This is a genomic window from Listeria ivanovii subsp. ivanovii, from assembly GCF_900187025.1.
GTDB classification, from domain to species: Bacteria; Bacillota; Bacilli; order Lactobacillales; family Listeriaceae; genus Listeria; species Listeria ivanovii.
This window is the reverse complement of sequence record NZ_LT906478.1, coordinates 2,849,940-2,869,405: the sequence shown is the minus strand read 5'-3', so window position 1 is coordinate 2,869,405 and position 19,466 is coordinate 2,849,940. Positions and strand designations below refer to the sequence as shown.

21 protein-coding genes are annotated in these 19,466 nt (G+C 36.5%); 18 read left to right on the top strand and 3 right to left on the bottom strand.

From position 1 onward, the window contains the following. Window positions 1–10: 10 nt before the first annotated feature. From CKV67_RS14335 to CKV67_RS14275, 13 genes are all read left to right on the top strand, one after another. The gene (locus tag CKV67_RS14335; protein ID WP_014093986.1) at window positions 11–751 is read left to right on the top strand and encodes an energy-coupling factor transporter transmembrane component T; all 741 of its coding nucleotides are present in this window, start codon (window positions 11–13) and stop codon (window positions 749–751) included. Then, window positions 748–1,608: an energy-coupling factor ABC transporter ATP-binding protein gene (locus tag CKV67_RS14330; protein ID WP_014093985.1), complete on the top strand. Its 861-nt coding sequence runs from the start codon at window positions 748–750 to the stop codon at window positions 1,606–1,608. The genes CKV67_RS14335 and CKV67_RS14330 overlap by 4 nt, the downstream gene beginning before the upstream one ends. Beyond that, a complete protein-coding gene (locus tag CKV67_RS14325) occupies window positions 1,605–2,414 on the top strand; it encodes an energy-coupling factor ABC transporter ATP-binding protein (protein ID WP_014093984.1) in 810 nt (269 codons plus the stop codon). Before CKV67_RS14330 ends, CKV67_RS14325 begins: the two co-directional genes overlap by 4 nt. Before the next feature lie 23 nt (window positions 2,415–2,437). Next, window positions 2,438–3,298 carry a ribokinase gene (locus CKV67_RS14320; RefSeq protein WP_014093983.1) on the top strand — a complete coding sequence of 287 codons (861 nt, stop codon included), beginning with the start codon at window positions 2,438–2,440 and terminating at the stop codon, window positions 3,296–3,298. Beyond that, on the top strand, window positions 3,295–4,287 hold the full coding sequence (gene add, locus CKV67_RS14315) for an adenosine deaminase (protein ID WP_025279664.1): 993 nt from the start codon (window positions 3,295–3,297) through the stop codon (window positions 4,285–4,287). Before CKV67_RS14320 ends, add begins: the two co-directional genes overlap by 4 nt. A 13-nt stretch (window positions 4,288–4,300) precedes the next feature. Next, on the top strand, window positions 4,301–5,104 hold the full coding sequence (locus CKV67_RS14310; protein WP_025279663.1) for a purine-nucleoside phosphorylase: 804 nt from the start codon (window positions 4,301–4,303) through the stop codon (window positions 5,102–5,104). A 151-nt stretch (window positions 5,105–5,255) separates the two neighbouring features. Continuing rightward, window positions 5,256–6,014: a helix-turn-helix domain-containing protein gene (locus CKV67_RS14305; RefSeq protein ID WP_014093980.1), complete on the top strand. Its 759-nt coding sequence runs from the start codon at window positions 5,256–5,258 to the stop codon at window positions 6,012–6,014. A 222-nt stretch (window positions 6,015–6,236) separates the two neighbouring features. Beyond that, window positions 6,237–6,998, top strand: a complete 762-nt coding sequence (locus tag CKV67_RS14300; protein ID WP_003722150.1) for a ParA family protein — start codon at window positions 6,237–6,239, stop codon at window positions 6,996–6,998. After that, window positions 6,991–7,842 carry a ParB/RepB/Spo0J family partition protein gene (locus CKV67_RS14295; protein WP_014093979.1) on the top strand — a complete coding sequence of 284 codons (852 nt, stop codon included), beginning with the start codon at window positions 6,991–6,993 and terminating at the stop codon, window positions 7,840–7,842. The genes CKV67_RS14300 and CKV67_RS14295 overlap by 8 nt, the downstream gene beginning before the upstream one ends. Window positions 7,843–7,848: 6 nt before the next feature. Then, on the top strand, window positions 7,849–8,052 hold the full coding sequence (locus CKV67_RS14290) for a DUF951 domain-containing protein (protein ID WP_003768714.1): 204 nt from the start codon (window positions 7,849–7,851) through the stop codon (window positions 8,050–8,052). A gap of 146 nt (window positions 8,053–8,198) precedes the next feature. Next, entirely contained in the window at window positions 8,199–9,665 is a 1,467-nt protein-coding gene (locus tag CKV67_RS14285) for a catalase (protein WP_014093978.1), read from the top strand. A 157-nt stretch (window positions 9,666–9,822) separates the two neighbouring features. After that, window positions 9,823–10,923 carry a redox-regulated ATPase YchF gene (gene ychF, locus CKV67_RS14280; protein ID WP_014093977.1) on the top strand — a complete coding sequence of 367 codons (1,101 nt, stop codon included), beginning with the start codon at window positions 9,823–9,825 and terminating at the stop codon, window positions 10,921–10,923. A gap of 165 nt (window positions 10,924–11,088) precedes the next feature. Continuing rightward, entirely contained in the window at window positions 11,089–11,586 is a 498-nt protein-coding gene (locus CKV67_RS14275) for a DUF6097 family protein (RefSeq protein ID WP_014093976.1), read from the top strand. A 49-nt stretch (window positions 11,587–11,635) separates the two neighbouring features. On the opposite strand, the gene gshAB is transcribed toward CKV67_RS14275, so the two are convergent. After that, on the bottom strand, window positions 11,636–13,966 hold the full coding sequence (gshAB, locus tag CKV67_RS14270; protein WP_038408398.1) for a bifunctional glutamate--cysteine ligase GshA/glutathione synthetase GshB: 2,331 nt from the start codon (window positions 13,964–13,966) through the stop codon (window positions 11,636–11,638). A gap of 174 nt (window positions 13,967–14,140) precedes the next feature. Here gshAB and CKV67_RS14265 point away from each other — a divergent pair, with 174 nt between their 5' ends. The 5 genes from CKV67_RS14265 (at window position 14,141) to CKV67_RS14245 (ending at window position 18,265) form a co-directional block, all read left to right on the top strand. Further along, on the top strand, window positions 14,141–15,028 hold the full coding sequence (locus CKV67_RS14265; RefSeq protein WP_014093974.1) for an ATP-binding cassette domain-containing protein: 888 nt from the start codon (window positions 14,141–14,143) through the stop codon (window positions 15,026–15,028). Between the two features lie 27 nt (window positions 15,029–15,055). Further along, the gene (locus CKV67_RS14260; RefSeq protein ID WP_025280146.1) at window positions 15,056–16,189 is read left to right on the top strand and encodes a permease; all 1,134 of its coding nucleotides are present in this window, start codon (window positions 15,056–15,058) and stop codon (window positions 16,187–16,189) included. A gap of 70 nt (window positions 16,190–16,259) precedes the next feature. Next, window positions 16,260–16,916, top strand: coding sequence for a DUF1129 domain-containing protein (locus CKV67_RS14255; protein ID WP_025280145.1), 657 nt, complete (start codon window positions 16,260–16,262; stop codon window positions 16,914–16,916). Between the two features lie 99 nt (window positions 16,917–17,015). Beyond that, on the top strand, window positions 17,016–17,750 hold the full coding sequence (locus CKV67_RS14250; protein WP_014093971.1) for a MurR/RpiR family transcriptional regulator: 735 nt from the start codon (window positions 17,016–17,018) through the stop codon (window positions 17,748–17,750). 59 nt (window positions 17,751–17,809) lie between these two features. Continuing rightward, window positions 17,810–18,265: a hypothetical protein gene (locus tag CKV67_RS14245; protein WP_014093970.1), complete on the top strand. Its 456-nt coding sequence runs from the start codon at window positions 17,810–17,812 to the stop codon at window positions 18,263–18,265. Between the two features lie 114 nt (window positions 18,266–18,379). On the opposite strand, the gene CKV67_RS14240 is transcribed toward CKV67_RS14245, so the two are convergent. Beyond that, the gene (locus tag CKV67_RS14240; protein ID WP_025280144.1) at window positions 18,380–18,736 is read right to left on the bottom strand and encodes a PTS sugar transporter subunit IIA; all 357 of its coding nucleotides are present in this window, start codon (window positions 18,734–18,736) and stop codon (window positions 18,380–18,382) included. A 35-nt stretch (window positions 18,737–18,771) separates the two neighbouring features. Further along, window positions 18,772–19,452 (bottom strand): glycoside hydrolase family 1 protein, encoded by a 681-nt coding sequence (locus CKV67_RS14235; protein ID WP_231845398.1) that lies wholly within the window; start codon window positions 19,450–19,452, stop codon window positions 18,772–18,774. Window positions 19,453–19,466: the final 14 nt, after the last annotated feature.

The following is a 19,466-nucleotide window of genomic DNA, read 5'->3' as shown; positions in this document are numbered from 1 at the left end:
AGTTTATGATATGAAGCAATTTATTCTTAGTATCTATCCGACGACCAAGCTGTGGGTTGTTGCTTTTGTAATATTATCCAGCATGTTTATTCCAGGTTATTTATACCAATACGCCATTTTTCCGGTATGCATACTAATTGCAATGATTGCAGGTAAGGGAGGCGAATTTTTCAGTCTGTTTATGAAAGCTATTTTTACTATTATTATTTTTATTTTCGTTATTCAAGGGCTGTTTTATCCAGGAACAACAGAGCTTTTTAGTTGGTGGGTTTTTACAGTCAATCTAGAAGGAATCATGTATAGTCTTATTTTAACCTCTAAAATTGTCGCTATTAGCTCGATTATTATTTTATTTTTCCGTATTACAAAAACAAAAGATTTCATTTACTCTTTAGAAAAAATGGGGATGCCGAAAAAAGTAACCTATGTCATCATGTCAACATTACAAATTACACCACAGATGAAAGAACTTTCTAACACTATTATGGATGCGCAAAGGTCACGGGGAATTGAGACGGAAGGAAGCCTGCTAATACGTGCAAAATCATTCTTACCAATCTTAGGGCCATTAGTGCTTTCATCGGTAGAATCATCAGAAGAGCGGGTATTAACACTTGAATCAAGAGCATTTTCTGCAAAAGTAAAGAAAACAAATATCTATTCGATTAAAAAAGCGAAAAAAGATTACTGGATTTCGACAATCTTTATTATTTTGATTGTACTCTTAATTGTAAGGAGTTTTGTACTATGAATGTAATAACATTAGAAAATGTTTCTTACAAATACCCAATTGGCCATAAAGAAGTGTTGCAAAATATTAATTTGTCGATTGAAAAAGGTAAGTTTTATGCGTTAATCGGTAGTAACGATGCAGGAAAAACAACATTATGTAATTTACTTCGAGGATTTATTCCGCATTTCTATCATGGAGAATTAGCGGGTGAGGTGCTTGTTTTCGGAAAGCGATTAGAAGAATGGTCTTTAAGCGATTTGTCGCAAAAAATTGGCTATGTTTTTCAAAATCCGTTTACTCAAATTAGTGGTTCTAAGGAAACGGTCTTTGAAGAAATTGCATTTGGGCTAGAAAATCTAGGAATGCCAGAAAATATTATTCGAGAAAAAGTAAATGCGATTATTGATTTATTGGAAATTGATTTTTTGCGCGATAAGAACCCAAACTTCCTTTCAGGAGGGCAAAAACAAAGAATTTCTTTAGCTTCTATTATTGTTATGGAACCAGAAATACTGATTATTGATGAACCAACTTCCCAATTAGATCCCCAAGGAACAGAAGATGTGTTTAAAATTATTAAGATGATGAAAGATTTGGGATCCACCATTATTCTAGTAGAGCATAAAATTGAGCTAGTTGCTGAATACGCGGATGAAATTATTCTTCTTCAAGATGGAGAAATCAAAATGATGGGACCAAAACAAGCTATTTTATCAAAAGAGCAAGTAATCGAATATGGTGGGGTCATCCCACAATTCGCGATTTTAGGGCTGGAACTGAAGAAAGCAGGCATCCCGCTAAAGGAAATCCCGCTAACTGAAGATGCAGCTGTGAAACAACTTCAAGCACTTTTAGGGGAGGTTCAGTCATTTTGAGTTATTTACAATTAGATCAAGTCTCATTTTCATACCCAGGTGGTTTTAGTGCAGTTGAAAATGTTAGTATGTCATTTGAAAAAGGAGAGGCCGTTGCAATTGTTGGTCAAAACGGAGCCGGAAAAACAACGACAGTAAAACTAATGAATGGCTTACTCCGACCTACTTCTGGAAAAATTATAGTGGATGACTGGGACACAAAAGATTACACAACGGCGAAGATTTCAAGAAAGGTCGGCTATGTTTTCCAAAATCCAGATGATCAAATTTTTCACAGTGACGTCTTAAGTGAAATTGAGTTTGGACCAAAGAACCTTAAATTAACGGAAAAACAAGTACAAGAAAATGTTAATAAGGCAGTGGAATTGACTGGTCTTAAGCCATATTTATCAGAGCATCCTTATAATTTACCATTTTCGATTCGGAAATTTATAACAATTGCTGCAGTTATTGCGATGAATCCAGATGTCATTATTCTAGATGAGCCGACAGCAGGGCAAGATTTCCCATCAATGCTAAGATTAGGACGAATTATTTCTGAATTACAAAAGGAAAATAAAGTTATTATCACGATTACCCATGATATGGAGTTTGTCGTAAGCAACTTTGAACGAGTAATTGTTATGGCAAATAAACAGAAATTGCTTGATTCCTCTAGACGTGATGTGTTCTGGAACTTTGAGATTTTAGAAAAAGCTAATTTGAAACAACCATACATCAGTCGAGTTGCTAAACAGTTAGGGTTAGGAAATCAAATTCTGGATGTAAGTGAAATGATTGAGGCAATTAAAGCAAATAAAGCATAAAGTTTATGTGAAAGGAAGATAGCATGAGTAGAATAGTTGTTCTTGGGAGCTGCTCCATTGACTATGTCGTGGAGACTGATCGCCAGCCACAAACGGGCGAAACAATCGAAGGCATAGAATTCAAAAAATATTTTGGTGGTAAGGGCGCAAACCAAGCAGTTGCAGCTAAACGTTTTGGTGGAGATGTTGCTTTTGTAGGAGCTGTGGGGAAAGACGATGCAGGTACGCAGATTTTAACTAATTTTAAAAAAGAAGGTATTCAAACCAACTTTGTACAACAGGTAGATGGAGCGACTGGGGCAGCTGTCATAACTATTATGAATGGCGATAATTCGATTATTTACGTTCCAGGCGCCAACCATCAGTTTGATATAGCTGACTTTTCTAAAGTTTTTGAAGGAGCTAAGATTGTCTTACTTCAATTGGAATTGCCAACAGAAATCATCATACAGGCACTAACTTATTGTGAAGAGAACGGAATTACTACGATTTTAGACCCTGCGCCATCCGATTTGTTTTCTGCGGAAATGTTTGAAAAAGCAAATTATATCACACCAAATGAAATGGAATTCACGGAGATTGCTAAAAAACTGCATACTACGGAAAAAGAACTGCTGATGGAAAATCCTCAGAAAATCATTATTTCAAAAGGTGCACAAGGTGTAAGCTATGTCGATAATGGGAAGCAAATAAATATTCCAGCTGAAAAAGTGGAGGCAGTGGACTCGACGGGAGCTGGAGATACATTCACAGGTGTTTTTGCGGCAATGTTAGCAGAAGAAAGTTTTGAACAAGCCGTAAAGTGGGCAGTAAAAGCAAGTGCAATTTCTGTCAAATCAAAAGGCGCTCAGAAAGGAATGCCAACTAGAATGGTGCTAAAATGACCTTTCAAACAATCAAAAGTCTTCCGAAAGTAGAGTTGCATACCCACTTAGATGGCTCTATTTCGCTAACTACTTTAAAAAAATTGGCGAAAATAGCTGGTAAGACGTTACCGCCTGATGAAGAAGTTATTGGAAACTTACGTGTTGTAGCTAACTGTCAGAGTTTAGCTAGTTATTTAAAGTGTTTTGAGACAGTAATGCCATTTTTGCAAAGTGAAAAAGCGCTAAGAATTGCTGCTTATGACTTGATTTCGCAAGCTGCGGACGAAAATATAGTTTATATAGAAGTACGATTTTCACCAGTATTATTTAAATTAGAAGGCTTAAGTGATGCTCAAATAATTCAGAGTGTTACAGCGGGATTAAAGCAGGGGTATTTAGATTATGGTGTTCGTAGTAATATGATTTTGTGCGCCATGCGGGGACATGATCTAGAAACTAATAAACAAGTCATTGATGCAGCGGTTTTATATCGGAAACTAGGTGTTGTTGGAGTCGATTTGGCCGGAGATGAAGCGAGCTATCCTCCAAAAATCTTTCTTGAATGGTTCCGTTATGCAAAAGAAAAGGGCGTTAATTTGACGATTCATGCTGGTGAATGTGGTTCAGCGGAAAATATACGAGATTCGATTGCGCTTGGGGCAAGGCGCATTGGTCATGGGACTAGCATGCGTGGGCATCGAGATTTGATTACTACATGTATTAAGCATAATATTCATATCGAAATGTGTCCTACTAGTAACTTACAAACAAAGGCTATTTCTACAATGAAGGAATACCCGTTTCAAGAGTTTTATAATGCTGGGTTATCTCTTTCTGTCAATACAGATAACCGCAGCGTATCAGGGACGACGCTAACCTCTGAATGGCAAGCGCTGCAAGTTACAACAGCGGTTATTCGTAAGGTAACTTTAGAAGCGATGAAGGCCTCTTTTGCTACGGAAGAAGAAAAGCAACTTATAGCGAAAGAAATCACTTTATTTAAATGAGAGAGGAGAAACGATGAAAGAGATAGTTGCATTTTTAAAAGGGCAGGGTATTAAAAAGTTGGATTTTGGATTAGTTTTAGGATCAGGGCTTGGAGAACTTGCAGAGGAAATAGAAGATGCGCTTTACTTTGATTACCATACTATTCCTGGTTTTCCAATCTCTACTGTTGAGGGACATAAAGGAAGGCTTGTATACGGAAAACTAATGGGAAAATGGGTTCTTGGTATGCAAGGAAGATTTCATTACTATGAAGGTTATTCGATGGAAGAAGTAACAATGCCAATTCGCGTCATGAAAAAGCTAGGCGCGCACTCCGTTATACTGACAAATGCAGCTGGTGGAGTTAACGAGCAGTTTAAACAAGGAGAATTAATGGTGATATCTGACCAAATTAACTTTACAGGTACAAATCCTTTAATTGGTCCAAACAATGATGAGGGGCACCGATTTCCAGACATGAGTGTTGCTTATGATAAGGAGTACCAAAGCCATTTGAAATCAATTGCTAACAGGCTGCAAATGAAGCTTCAAGAAGGTATTTATATGGGGTTTTCAGGGCCATCTTATGAAACGCCAGCAGAAATACGTATGGCTCGACTAATGGGAGCAGAGGCTGTTGGGATGTCTACTGTTAGTGAAACAATTGTTGCAAATCATTGTGGACTAAGAGTAGTAGGTATTTCTTGTATTACTAATTTGGCAGCAGGAATGCAAGCAACATTAAATCACGCAGAAGTGGTAGAAACGACCGAAAAAGTAAAAGCGGATTTCAAAATATTAATTAAGTCATTTATTCAAGAAGAGCCGCAGATGTAAGCGGCTTTTTTAATTTTTAAAAACGACTCAATTTGAGTTGGTGGAAGATAGAAATGGCTCTCATTGTGTATTTCAGAAAGATTAGAGAAAATAAGTGCAATTTTGAGCAGAAAAAAGTACAATAGAAATAGGTAAAGTTGTAAAGGAGGGAGTGATTCACTCAACTAGGGGTGGAATCACGAAACGAATGGCAAAAATCATTTTTGTGAAAGACGAACAAAATGAGTTCCAAGCGTATGATTTTTTACAAAACTTAATTGTGGAAGAACCACTAATGGCCACTTTAGTATTCCAAGGCCTGTTACAACTCGAAACAGCAGAAACAAGAAAACTTAGTACAGGGAAGCAAATTCTCCCTGATGTTCATCTAATTATTGGTAAAAGTCAAGCCTATTCACTACAAACAACTCGTATCGAAACAACAGTAGATCAACCAATCCAAGAGATGAAGGCACATTTTAAAGATAAAAATTGTCGTTTAATCTACTTCACTGCATTTAGTGGAGATGAAACGTATTATTGCTTCGTTAAAGGCTATTTTAAAGATAAAAACCCGTTCACTGATCAAATGGGTTCATACCGTGAGGAGGCAAAACGTGTTTTCTTACGCCGAATTGATGCAGAAACAAGTATTGGTAATTCAGAATATCAATTTGAAACTCTTAAAAATCAAGCTTTAGAAAATGAAGGAATCGCTCATTACTTAGAAAGTTTTTCGGCAAGCTTAGGTAAATATATATTTGCAAAACGAATGGAAAAGAAATGGTCACAAATGGATTTAGCTTTAAAATCCGATTTGTCACCAGTAATTATTGGACGTTTAGAAGCAGGTGATCCAGATTTGACACTTCGGATGTATCAGAAAGTCTGCACAGTTCTAGGCGTTAAGACCACATTCTCTGTAGATTGAATAGAAAAAGTAATCAGCTTAGGTTGATTGCTTTTTTTAATTCAAAATGTTTCACGTGAAACATTTTAAGAATTAAAAACAATATTTTCGTTCTTTTTTAGCTTTAAAAACATGAATTTAAATTTATTTTTACTTTTTGTAAGACTAAATGAAAATCTTTTGGTAGAATAGAATATAAAAGAACCGGAAATCTCGGTACAAAATAAGGGTTGGTGAAAAAGATTGAGCAAAGTGATTGCACTAGCGAACCAAAAAGGTGGGGTTGGTAAAACAACATCATCTGTTAATTTAAGCTCTAGCCTAGCTTTTTTAGGTAAAAAGGTATTACTAGTAGATATTGACCCACAAGGAAATGCTTCAAGTGGTGTTGGTGTAAACAAAGGTGAAATAGAACATTGTATTTATGATGTACTAGTTGACGATGTAGCCATTCAAGATGTGTTGCAAAAAACAGACCTAGATAATTTAAACGTTATTCCAGCTACAATTCAACTTGCAGGAGCCGAAGTAGAGCTAGTTCCAGCGATTTCACGTGAAATTAGATTGAAGAAGGCAATCGACTCAATTCGTGATGATTATGATTATGTAATTATTGACTGTCCGCCATCGCTGGGCCTTTTGACTTTAAACGCTTTGACAGCCGCAGATTCTGTGCTCATTCCAGTTCAATGCGAATACTATGCACTGGAAGGTTTAAGCCAACTTTTAAATACAATAAGAATTGTTCAAAAACATCTTAATGAAGATTTGCAAATTGAAGGTGTGCTACTAACAATGCTTGATGCTAGAACAAATCTAGGAATACAAGTAATTGAAGAAGTAAAAAAATACTTCCAAAACAAAGTATTTAATACAATTATTCCACGTAATGTACGCCTAAGTGAAGCACCTAGTCACGGGAAACCAATTTTGTTATATGATGCGAAATCCAAAGGGGCAGAAGTTTATTTAGAATTAGCAAAGGAAGTGGTTGCACATGGCTAAGGGTCTAGGTAAGGGAATCAATGCGCTATTTAATAATGTCGATACAAATGAAGAAACTGTTCAAAACATCGCTCTAAAAGAAATTAAACCAAATCCATACCAACCACGTAAAATTTTTGATACGAAAGCAATCAATGAATTACGTGATTCCATTAAAATTCATGGTGTTTTACAACCAATCATCTTAAGAAACACAGCTAAAGGATATGAAATTGTTGTTGGTGAGCGCAGATTCCGAGCAGCAAAAGAAGCTAAATTAAAAGAAATTCCAGCAGTTGTCCGTGATCTAACTGAAGAAGAAATGATGGAGCTTTCTGTCATTGAGAACTTGCAACGGGAAGATTTATCTCCTTTAGAAGAAGCGGAATCTTACCAATTCTTAATGAAAAAATTAGGATTAACCCAAGCCAAATTAGCAGAGCGCGTTGGTAAAAGCAGACCGTATATTGCTAACTTTGTCCGTCTTTTAACACTACCAGAAGAAGTCCAAGTAATGCTGCGAGATGGCTCGTTATCAGCTGGTCATGGTCGAGTATTATTAGGTCTGAAACTTAAAAAGAATATCATCCCAACAGCGAAAAAGGCTGTGGCGCAAGAGTTGACAGTTCGCCAGTTAGAAGATGTTGTAGCTAATTTAAATGAAAATGTTTCACGTGAAACATTAAAACCAGCGCGTGTTCCTATTTTTATTCGTGAAAGTGAAAGTCAGTTACGAGATAAATTTGGAACGGCTGTATCTATTAAACGTCGGGATAAAAAAGGTAAAATTGAAATTGAGTTTTTATCTGATGATGATTTAGATCGTATTTTAGAAATTTTAGATATTCAGTTTGATGATGAATAGGTTGTGATGTTTATGGAAAAAAAGCATTTCGATTTAAATGATATTGTAGAAATGAAAAAGCCTCACCCTTGTGGAACGAATCGGTTTAAGATTATCCGCATGGGGATGGATATTCGAATTAAATGTGAAGGCTGCGGGCATAGTGTGATGATTCCGCGTCGAGATTTTGAACGGAAAGTTAAAAAGATTTTAGTTAAAGCTGAAGAATAAAGAGCAAGTCATTCATTACTCTAAATGAATGGCTTGTTTTTTTATAAGCCTTTTAGTTGAAGTTTAGGGTAACCTTCTTTAGAATATAAATAGTATCATTTAATAATAATTATAAATAAACACTATTTTGATGGAGGTATGTACATATGTCAGATAAAAAGAACTTAACAACAAATCAAGGGGTGCCAGTTGGCGATAACCAAAATTCGATGACAGCAGGATTAAAAGGACCAACTTTATTAGAAGATTATGTGTTAATTGAGAAATTGGCGCATTTTGATAGAGAGCGTGTTCCAGAGCGGGTAGTGCATGCTCGTGGTGCTGGTGCGCACGGGAAATTTGTAACGAAAAAGAGCATGAAAAAGTATACGAAAGCAAAATTTTTACAAGAAGAAGGAACGGAGACAGAAGTTTTTGCGCGCTTTTCAACGGTTATTCACGGACAGCACTCACCAGAAACTTTGCGCGACCCACGTGGTTTTTCTGTTAAATTTTATACGGAAGAAGGGAACTACGATTTTGTTGGGAACAATTTACCAGTATTCTTTATTCGTGATGCAATTAAGTTTCCGGATGTGATCCATTCCTTGAAGCCAGATCCACGTACGAATATTCAAGATGGGAACCGTTATTGGGATTTCTTTAGTTTGACACCTGAAGCAACAACGATGATTACGTACTTGTTTAGTGATGAAGGAACACCAGCGTCTTATCGCGAAATTCGTGGTTCTAGTGTTCATGCTTTTAAATGGATTAACGCTGAGGGGAAAACAGTGTATGTTAAACTTCGCTGGGTTCCAAAAGCTGGAATTGTCAATCTTTCAACAGAACAAGCAGCGCAAATTCAAGCAAAAGAGTTTAATCATGCTAGCCGTGACTTATATGAAGCGATTGAAAATGGAGATTATCCTGAGTGGGACTTATATGTGCAAGTTCTTGATCCAAAAAACTTGGATAACTATGATTTCAATCCACTTGATGCGACAAAAGATTGGTTTGAAGATGTATTTCCATATGAATTAGTTGGAACGATGACATTAAATCGTAACCCTGATAATATTTTTGCTGAAACAGAATCAGTTGGCTTTAATCCAGGTGTACTTGTACCCGGAATGTTACCTTCTGAAGATCGTTTGCTTCAAGGGCGGTTGTTCTCTTACTCGGATACGCAAAGACACCGCGTTGGACCGAACTACTTACAATTACCAATTAACAGCCCGAAAACAGTTGTTGCTAACAACCAACGCGATGGTTATATGCCATTTAAACAACAAACGAGCTCGATTAATTATGAGCCGAATAGTTATGAGACAGAACCAAAAGAAAACCCAGCATATATCGAGCCTGAGCAAGAAATTCGCGGCGATATTTCTGGACGACTTGCAGCAGAAAAACCGAATAACTTTGGACATGCTAAAGAGGTTTGGAATCGTTACTCAGATGCAGAACGTGCGGCACTTGTGAAAAATATTGTGGATGATTGGGAGGGTGTGCGTGAAGATATTAAAATTCGCAATTTGCGCAATTTCTATCAAGTAGAGCCTGAATTTGCAGAACGTGTAGCTGTTGGCACTGGAATTAAGCTTGCAGAATATGTAGCTGATTTAAAATAAGTTAAAAGAAAAACGGAAATCCCACACTGATTAAGGGGTTTTCGTTTTTTTATTGGGTGGCTTTTTGTATGAAAAACCTTTATAATATACGTTAGTGAAAAAATGTCTACTAGATGGGCATTTCAAAATGAAGTTAATGAAAAGGAGTTTATATATAATGGCACTTACAGCTGGTATTGTCGGCCTTCCTAATGTTGGGAAATCGACACTTTTTAATGCAATCACGAAAGCAGGAGCAGAGGCTGCGAACTATCCATTTGCGACGATTGACCCAAATGTTGGGATTGTTGAAGTACCTGACCACCGCTTAAACAAATTAACGGAACTTGTGAAACCGAAAAAAACCGTTCCAACCACTTTTGAATTTACGGATATTGCCGGTATTGTGAAGGGTGCTAGTAAAGGAGAAGGCCTTGGAAATAAATTTTTGTCGCATATTCGTCAAGTAGATGCGATTTGTCATGTAACGCGTTGTTTTGATGATGAGAACATCACACATGTAGAAGGTCGTGTAGACCCGCTGGATGATATTTCTACTATTAACTTAGAACTTATCTTAGCGGACTTAGAAACGGTAGAGAAGCGTATTGGTCGTGTTGAGAAGCTTTCTAAACAAAAAGATAAAGATGCTGTTGCAGAATTTAATGTTTTAGTTAAATTACGTGATGCTTTTGAAAATGATAAGCCAGCTCGTGCGATTGAATTTAGTGACGATGAAGAGAAAATTGTGCGTAATTTATTCTTGCTTACAAGAAAACCAGTTTTATATGTGGCTAACGTGAGTGAAGAAGATGTTTCTAGTCCAGACGATAACAAATACGTGCAACAAGTACGCGAATTTGCAGCTGGTGAAAACTCCGAAGTTATCGTTGTGTGCGCTCGTGCAGAAGAAGAAATCGCCGAATTAGAAGATGAAGATAAAGTTGAATTTTTAGAAGCACTTGGAATTGAAGAGTCTGGATTAGATCAATTAATCCGTTCTGCGTATACATTACTTGGTCTTGCAACATACTTCACGGCAGGAGTTCAAGAAGTGCGTGCTTGGACATTTATTAAAGGCATGAAAGCTCCTCAATGTGCGGGAATTATCCATACAGATTTCGAACGAGGATTTATTCGTGCCGAAGTGGTTGCCTATGACGCTTTACTTGAATATGGCTCTGAACAAGCTGCAAAAGAAGCGGGGAAAGTTCGCTTAGAAGGTAAAGAATACGAAATGAAGGATGGAGATGTAGTTCATTTCCGCTTTAATGTTTAATATGTTTCACGTGAAACAATTTCTTGACAGATGTATAGTCGAGAAATTGTTTTTTTTGGTACTTTTTAATTGATTTATAAAACAAACGTTCACAAAAACTACAAACCTGGCAATAGTTTTAAATGCTATAATTAAATATGAAATTTGATTATAGGAGTGTTTTGTTTGATTCAACTAGTTATAATTATATTATTAATTGTTTTAGTTGTTCTTATGCCAAAGAACAATAAAGAAGAAGTAAAGGCTGCACATTTACTAATAGATAAATATGCAATGCCTGTTGCGAAGAAGAAAAATCCGGTACGCCAGTTAGCATTACTCGAAAAGCAATTAGGCGTTTCGACTTATCGAGCAAGTCGGAAGAAAACGTTGCTTTTTATACCATTATTTTTTGTCTTGGTTATTGCTTTAGGCGCGCTTGCCGTTTTCTTTGCGGTAAATAACCAAATTCCAGCAGCAATAGCAACTGGAATTCTGTCTTTCTTGGTATTGATTGCTGGGACCATTATATTGTGGGTTATGGCGATTCGCCAAGCTTCATCTTTACGAACAGATGCATGGGCTGAGATTCTCCATAAACTAGATCCATCGTTTCCAATTGAATTCTTGAACGAAAAGAAATGGCAAAAAGCATTCTTGGCTCAAATGGAAAGTTTAGCTTAATTACAATAAAAAGCTACTAAAACGTAATTTGTTTTAGTAGCTTTTTTAATTAATCAAACAAGAAATCTAAAATCTTATCACCAATTTTTTTCTGCTCGCCTTGATAAGGAAAGCAGTGCATGTGCATTGCAGGGTTAAAGTTAAGTTCGATGATAGCATGCTTATCGCGATTAATTGTTTCACGTGGAACAATGATATCAACGCCACAAATTTTGGCATCAAGCACTTGTGTTGCGTGAATAGCAATTTCTTTAAAGTAATCATCCATTTCGGCTGTATAGTCAATACTATCGCCACCAGTGCTGACATTGGAGTTTTCGCGCAAGTAAATGGTTTCACCGGATTCTGGAATGCTGTCCCATGAAAGTTTTTGCATCGAAAGCATCAGTGTTTCTTCTGGACCAGTCCGAATTTTCTCAAGTGGTTTTAAATGATCGGTTCCACGTAATGGATCCGTGTTTTTTTCGTTCACTAGTTCGCGAATAGTGTGGATACCATCACCAGTGACATTAGCAGGGACGCGTTTTAACACAGCTTCTACTTTGTCGTTGATTACTAGAAAGCGATACTCGTCACCAGGTATAAACTCTTCAATAATGACGGAACTATCATAACTAAAAGCTATATTTAAGGCTTCTTGATAGTCTTCTAGTGAGAAATTATTTTTAAATATACTGATACCCCAGCCGTAATTGGTGGATTTAGGTTTAATGACGATTTGTTTACCCTGAAATAGCGAATAAGCTTCAAGTGCAAGGACTGGATCACTGAAACTGTCACCAAATGGGACCCGAATCCCATTTTCTGCTAGGATTATTTTGGTAACAACTTTATTTTCCATCATCAAAACAGAAACATAGTTATCTTTAGAAGTTTTACTTGCTTGCTTGATGTATTCGACATGATCGCCTTTTTGGAATCGTAAAAAATTTTCGGCACGGTCAAGAACATCTACTTTGATACCGCGTGCGATGGCGTCTTTCCAAATGATTTGTGTGGATAGCTCCATATCTTCAGCGCCAATCAGTTTATAGGCTAATGCTTCGGTTTCTTCCATGAAAACTTTTGCTTGATTTAAATGGAAATTGATATAGCCAGTTGTTTTTGCATGATTTATTACTTGGGAAGCAATCGTTTTTTCTGGATGTTGCAATCGTTCTTTTTGTTTTTCGATAATACTGGTGAAATAAGTATCATCTGGAAGAAGGACACGAATAAAGTCATTCATTTTCGTAAGCTCTAGTAATCCAGCCTCTGAAAGCGGAATTTCCTCGTTATCACAATTTTTGATAGCTGGTTGCGCTAGGCCATTTAAAGCAATGTTATTTTCATTTTCATCTGCTAATTGTTGATTGTTTTCGCATAATTCTCGGTCTTCGGAAAGCAAACCTTTGATTAAAAATAAGTGAATAAAGTTAAGTTCGTCTTTGGAAATACCGTTTGCTTCAAGCGGGTTTAAGTCAATCGAACGGATTTCCAAATATTCCACGCCGTGTTCTGCTAAGCTTTCAACCGTTTGATCTGTATGGGCATTTTTCAGGCGAATGGGATTATAAAACTCACGCATGCTTTCGATTTTACCTTGTTCAATATAATTAGAGATACTGGAGATATAAGCATCAAAGGAATTATAATCAACGTACAATGCTTCTTTGTTTTTGTAGCCGGCGTTGCTGTTACGAAGCGAAATTCCGTCACGGAGAGAACTACTTCCATCAGCAAGAATTTCTTCGTTTTTAGTATGGGTAAAGTCGGCTAGATAAACCGGACTAGCCCCAGTCAGGTAAACTAGTAACCAGCGATTTTTCATGAAATATTTAGCGACTTTTAAATATAAGCGATTTTTAAAGTCTTGCTTTGATTCCTCTGGAAGGCTGATTTTTGAGTAAAGCTCATCAATCAAAACTTCTGGAAAGGAAAAATTATAATGAATGCCAGATAAAAGTTGGATTTTCTTGCCGTATCCTTTTGCTAAATGTTCGCGGTATTTCCGGTCTGGGCTATCAGGGGTTTTGTACTCGGCAATCGGAATATCTTTTTCAGCAGGCAAAAGTGGTGGGTTGCTAGAAGGCCAAAGCAGCTCATTTTTAGAACGCAAGGAAACAATGTTATGAAGGTTCTCAAGCCACTCATAAACAGTGTCAATCGAGTCTGTCACTGGTGTAATCATTTCAATTTGGCTCTCAGAAAAATCAGTTTTGATATATGGATTATCTTCTTTTGGGCCAAAAATGGCTGGATGTGGCGTAAGTGCCAATTTGCCATCAGCAGTGACGCGGACATTTTCTTTTTCCAAACCAAAATGACCAGAAAATAAATGTTTCCGGAGAGTAGGGTTTTCTTTAAAGTAATCAAGCATAGTAGTGTCTAGTTTTATCATGTTTTCACCTCAGGGGGGTTAAATAAATTCATATAGGAATATTTTACCGCAATATGTGAAATTAGTATAATGATTGGTTTGGGCATTAACTTTGTGAAAAGAATTGGTAGAAAATTTTAAAAAGTATAGAAAAATTATCATGGAGCTTATATAATGGATTGGTGAGGTGAAAAAATGGAAATTCGAAATATAACAAAAAAGATGGAAGATAAGACAGTGCTGAAGGATATTTCATTTGATTTAAAAGGTGGAGAAGTAACCGCGCTTATTGGCCGGAATGGTGTGGGGAAAACAACGCTTTTTTCGACGATGACGGGAATTTACTTGCCTGATGATGGGGACGTTTTTTTAGACGGGAAAAGTATTTATAAGCACCCAGAAGTGAAGCGCGAGTTATTTTTCTTGGAAGACAATATGAACCACTATAATACATATAGTGTTCACGCGGTTGTTAAGATTTATAAAAATATTTATACGACATTTGATGAGCAATTATTTAATGATTTAATGAAACAATTTGAGCTCCCGATGAAAGCGAAATTGATATCTTTTTCAAAAGGGAGAAAAGCATTATTTTTCATTATTTTAGCTTTTTCACTAAATGTTCGGTTTTTGCTTTTGGATGAACCAATGGATGGTTTAGATGTAATTATTAAAAAACAAATTTTAACTCTTATTAAAGACACAGTTAAAATGCGTGAAACAAGTGTGGTTATTGCTTCCCATCGTTTGGATGAGTTGGAGGCTATTGCGGATAGAGTTATTGTTTTGAAAGGTGCAAGTGTGGAGTTAGACTATTATTTAGCAGATATGCGAGATAATTCGGTAAAAATACAAGTGGCATTCAAAACGAAAATAATACCTGGTTTTGTGAAAGAAAAAGCGAGACTACTTTATCGGAATGGGAGAATATACACACTATTAGTAACAGAAAATGCTAACGAGTTCGTGCAACAATTACAGCAAGAAAATCCTATTCTGTATGAAGAGATGGCAATCACGATAGAAGATATTTTTACGATTTATTTAACGAATGATAAAATTGATTACTACGAGATTTAAGACATACAGTGAGGAGTGAGGCTAGCAATGTTTAATCGAGGTTTATGGTACCGGGAATGGCGTAATATGAGATGGATGCTTTTAGGTGTAACGGTGTTGTTTTTCCTAGGAATTACTTTAGGTCTTGTTTCGGATGCGGATAGGTGGCAAAGTCAAAAGAGTTACTATGAGTCTAGTGGTTTTTTGAAGCAGCAAAAAGAGGATCCAGAGTTTAAAACTTCTGATGAAGAAATGAATGCAAGTTTGACAGTGGCTTATTTAGCGGTACCTATGTATACAACATTTGTGGCAGAGGAATATCAAGAATATATGCCGTTTATGTTTTACTTTCAAATGGATTTACTTTTTACATTAATTAAAGTAAGTGTGTTTATCTTGGGAGTACTAGCTATTATTTTTGAAAGATATACACGTGGAAATCGAATTACTGCCTCTCTACCTTATAAACGCACTCATATTGTTGGTGTAAAACTAATTTTGGGAATTATAACAATTGTGCTAAGTTACATTGTTTCAATGGCTATTGGTTGGTCTTACTTTTTAAACCATGTTCCTAATGAATATATTCAGCTTGATACAACAAAATTTTGGATGGATTTAGCTGGTGGGTTGTCCTCGTTTATTCTGGTGTTTTTGGTAGCTGTTTTAATTGGACTTTTAATTGGCTCACCAATTGCGGCAGCAGCAGTGGCTTTCGGAGTGACATTATTACCTAATGTAATCAATCCAATGCTCAATAATATATTTAATTATATTTGGCCGAATGCCGGTGAAGCAGGAATGGGGACTTTGCTGCGTTTTGAAGATTATCTGAATGTGTTTGCGCTATTTTCGTTTGAATCAGTTGCGATTGGTCCAGTGATTTTTAGTATAGTTTTAAATATTTTTATGGTTGTGATTATTTTAATCTTATATAAAAAACAACATATTGAGCGTAGCGGATACTTATTTGCATTTCCATGGGTCAAGTGGCCATTTCTTATCGTGTTCTCGTTAGTTTTTGGAGTAGCGATAGCGAATCTAGCTGTTACAAACACAAATCCATTAAATTTTGTTTCCTATATTTGTTGGATAATAGGTTCAATGATAGCGACTTTTGTTTTCATGTTGTATCTTTTACGTAAATTACGGGGGCTTTTTCAGGGCTCTAAAATCAATTAAAAAAATAGCTTTTTTATAGTCGATAAGTCCGGTATAATAGAGGTTAGAATGAGTGAGGGAGGATTTAGCATTGACCACAGAAACGAATAAACCGCTTTTAGCTGAGTTGAAAGCTGGATTAACAAAGCGGAATCTGCAATATGTAATGGAAGTCGAAAAACATTTGCGTGGGACCCATTACGGCGAAGAACAGCGAGAAATCATTATTTATGAAATGTGTGAGAAAATTTTAGCAGAACAAAAAAAAGGCATAACAGCGAGAAAATTATTTAATTTAACACCAACAGAATATGTTGTTTCTTTAGATGTAAAAGCTGCACCAGTAGAACAAAATACCGATAAATGGTGGCTTGTGCTAGATGGTGGATTACTTGTACTTGGAGCGATGATGTTAATTTCTGGAATTAGTGCCTTTTTCCAAAAAGATGCACAAACACTTGGAATTATTGTGCTTCTAATTACAGCAGTTGTCGGCGGTTTTGCAATGCTGATATTACGTAAATATGCATCAAATATGCGTGCTGGTCAAAAAGGAGGCACCATAAAATACTTACTCGTGGCAGTTGGAGTCATCGCTGTATGGATGTTCGTTATGACAATTGTTCAAGTGACAATTCCACCAAATATTAACGTAGCTTTAAGTCCGATTGTTAATACAGTTGGCGGTGCAATTATTATTGCCCTTCGATTCTATGTGAAGAAAAAGAAAAATATTCCATCCTTATAAGAAGATGGATGCGGACAGATGACCTAAGTTGCATATAGCGAGGCGGTCATCTGTTTTTATTTCCCGGGAAATACTGATATGGATGAGGTGAATAGATTTATGTTTTCCTATGAAGTGATTAGGCAATTTACAGAGACAGAACATCATTTATACCGTTACATAATGGACAATCGGGATAAAGTTATGTTTATGCGAGTTCGCGAACTTTCAGAAGCGACACACGTTTCACCAGCTTCGATTGTTCGTTTTACAAGAAAACTTGGTTGTGAAGGCTTTTCCGAATTTAAAGTGAAGCTAAAGCAAGAGGCAACACGCGCAGTAAAGAAAAAAACGGCTGATACAGTCGAAGTTTTAGAAGAGTTTTTTGAGCGGACAATGAACCGGGACTATGACCAAGTGCTAGATGCAGCAGCTGAAATTATTAATGAAGCCGATTTAGTTGTCTTTTTTGGTATTGGAACTTCAGGGATTTTGGCAGAATATGGCAGTCGCTTTTTTTCAAATATGAAAAAACGGACCTTTTATATTAAAGATCCATTTTATCCTAATCCGGGAGAACAATTTAAAAATAAAGCGGTCATGATTATTTTATCTGTATCTGGTGAAACGGATCAGGTGCTTGAGCAAGCGCAGAATATGCAGCAGTATGGTAGCCGAATTATTAGTATCACGAATACGAGCCATAACACGCTTGCAGGACTGTCAGACGTTAATATTCCGTACTATGTAACGCAGGAAATGGTGGATAAAACGAATATTACGACGCAGATTCCCGTTTTATTTTTATTAGAAGCAATGGCGAAGAAGAACTATAATCAGGAGCAAGTAGAATAACTTCATAAAATTTTTTCTGTTCACCGAGATTAATATACTATTTATTAAAGGAGAAGATTATGCTAGAGCAACCATTTAACCCTGTAAGTCAGAATGCGACAGAAGAACAAAGGATTTTTTGGAAAAAAAGTGCGATTGTTCGCGGTTCAACATTAGCCTTAGCTATTATTAGTTTAGTTGTAGGAGTTTTCACTTTTCTTACTATTGGCCTTTTTGGTGGAGGAATGCTTATTATAACGAGTAATTTAACATTCTTTATTTTAGGTGTAATTATTATGCTCATTATTGCAGTATATTTCGTTTTGAGTTATTTTTGTTTCAAAGCTTTTGGTCGCTTGCGTCGATTAGGTATTCCAAAGAAGAGAATGTACATAATTATTATTATATGCATGGTACTTTCTTTAATAGTAAGAATTATTAGTTGGAATATCCCAATAATTGAGTTAGTTTATATTGTTTTGGCTATATTGTCAGTAGTGAATATTTCTAGTATTGAGAAAGAAAATACTTACTAGAAAATGAAAAATACATACTGATTGATTTGAAAATAGGTAGTAGAGATAATAAATAAGGTTTCCATCCAAAAATTAGGGGTGGAAGCCTTATTTGATTTATTTAAAATGATATAGTTAACAATGAATCGAGTGCTGTAACGCTTTTGGTGCTAGGTTTGTCAATTTGGTGATGTCAGCACTGTTTGTTACAATTATTGGTGTTATAGTGTCATAACCGGCTGTCTGGATGGAGGTAAGATCCATTTTTAGAAGCAGTTGTCCAGCAGTTACTTGTTCCCCTTCTTGAACGAGTGTTTCAGAATAACGTCCGGCAAGTTGAACGGTATCCAGTCCACAATGAATGAGCAACTCGATGCCATCTTCTGTTCGGATACCGATGGCGTGGTTGGTTTTTGTAGTCATTATGATAGATTCGGATGACGGGGCTACTATTTCTCCATTAGTTGGAATAATAGCAATTCCGTCGCCCAATATTTTTTGTGAAAACAGTTCATCTTTGATAGTCTCTAGCGGATAATTTTACCTGAAAGAGGGCTTTTAATAGTGACGTGCGACTTTGGTTGTTTTGTGTTTCTTTTTCCTAGAAATAAAGTCATTACGACGGAGGTACTAATGGCAATGAGGATGGTCAATACCGCGTACCAAAAATTACTACTGAATCCAGAACCATCTGTTGGGATAAAAGTAGGTAGTGCTGCTAGGCCAGGTTGCATGTTTTGCTCGTTAATAGACAACCAATACTTAACGCGGTCGCCAAATTCTTTAAAACAAGTACGTGTATATTGATCAAAAGCGTCGATAATTCCACGACCATACCAGCCGTCATATTTTTCGTCAACCCAGACTGGCATATCATAGTGATATAATGTGACAATGGGCTCTATGCCGTTTTTTACAAGTTCATCAATTAAGTGATCATAAAAATCAATTCCAAGTTGATTGGGTTCAAAAGAATCAGTTGGATAAATACGTGGCCAAGCAATCGAGAAGCGGTAAGAAGTGAAACCAGCTTCTTTCATCAAAGCAACATCTTCTAAATAATGATGATAATGGTCAGATGCAACAGAATTATCAGCGAATGGCTTTTTTGTTTTACTATTTAAGTCAATGATTGCGGGTGTCCGGCCATCTTCATTAACGGCACCTTCAACCTGCCAGGCAGCACTGGAAGCCCCCCCACATGAAATTTGCTGGAAAAAGG

Bases quoted from the DNA above. Each gene is read 5' to 3' on its own strand.
- CKV67_RS14285 (WP_014093978.1), top strand. From the start codon at position 8,199: ATGTCAGATAAAAAGAACTTAACAACAAATCAAGGGGTGCCAGTTGGC.
- gshAB (WP_038408398.1), bottom strand. From the start codon at position 13,966: ATGATAAAACTAGACACTACTATGCTTGATTACTTTAAAGAAAACCCT.
- CKV67_RS14290 (WP_003768714.1), top strand. From the start codon at position 7,849: ATGTTTATGGAAAAAAAGCATTTCGATTTAAATGATATTGTAGAAATG.
- ychF (WP_014093977.1), top strand. From the start codon at position 9,823: ATGGCACTTACAGCTGGTATTGTCGGCCTTCCTAATGTTGGGAAATCG.
- CKV67_RS14330 (WP_014093985.1), top strand. From the start codon at position 748: ATGAATGTAATAACATTAGAAAATGTTTCTTACAAATACCCAATTGGC.
- CKV67_RS14250 (WP_014093971.1), top strand. From the start codon at position 17,016: ATGTTTTCCTATGAAGTGATTAGGCAATTTACAGAGACAGAACATCAT.
- CKV67_RS14265 (WP_014093974.1), top strand. From the start codon at position 14,141: ATGGAAATTCGAAATATAACAAAAAAGATGGAAGATAAGACAGTGCTG.
- CKV67_RS14335 (WP_014093986.1), top strand. From the start codon at position 11: ATGAAGCAATTTATTCTTAGTATCTATCCGACGACCAAGCTGTGGGTT.
- CKV67_RS14310 (WP_025279663.1), top strand. From the start codon at position 4,301: ATGAAAGAGATAGTTGCATTTTTAAAAGGGCAGGGTATTAAAAAGTTG.
- add (WP_025279664.1), top strand. From the start codon at position 3,295: ATGACCTTTCAAACAATCAAAAGTCTTCCGAAAGTAGAGTTGCATACC.
- CKV67_RS14260 (WP_025280146.1), top strand. From the start codon at position 15,056: ATGTTTAATCGAGGTTTATGGTACCGGGAATGGCGTAATATGAGATGG.
- CKV67_RS14320 (WP_014093983.1), top strand. From the start codon at position 2,438: ATGAGTAGAATAGTTGTTCTTGGGAGCTGCTCCATTGACTATGTCGTG.
- CKV67_RS14245 (WP_014093970.1), top strand. From the start codon at position 17,810: ATGCTAGAGCAACCATTTAACCCTGTAAGTCAGAATGCGACAGAAGAA.
- CKV67_RS14295 (WP_014093979.1), top strand. From the start codon at position 6,991: ATGGCTAAGGGTCTAGGTAAGGGAATCAATGCGCTATTTAATAATGTC.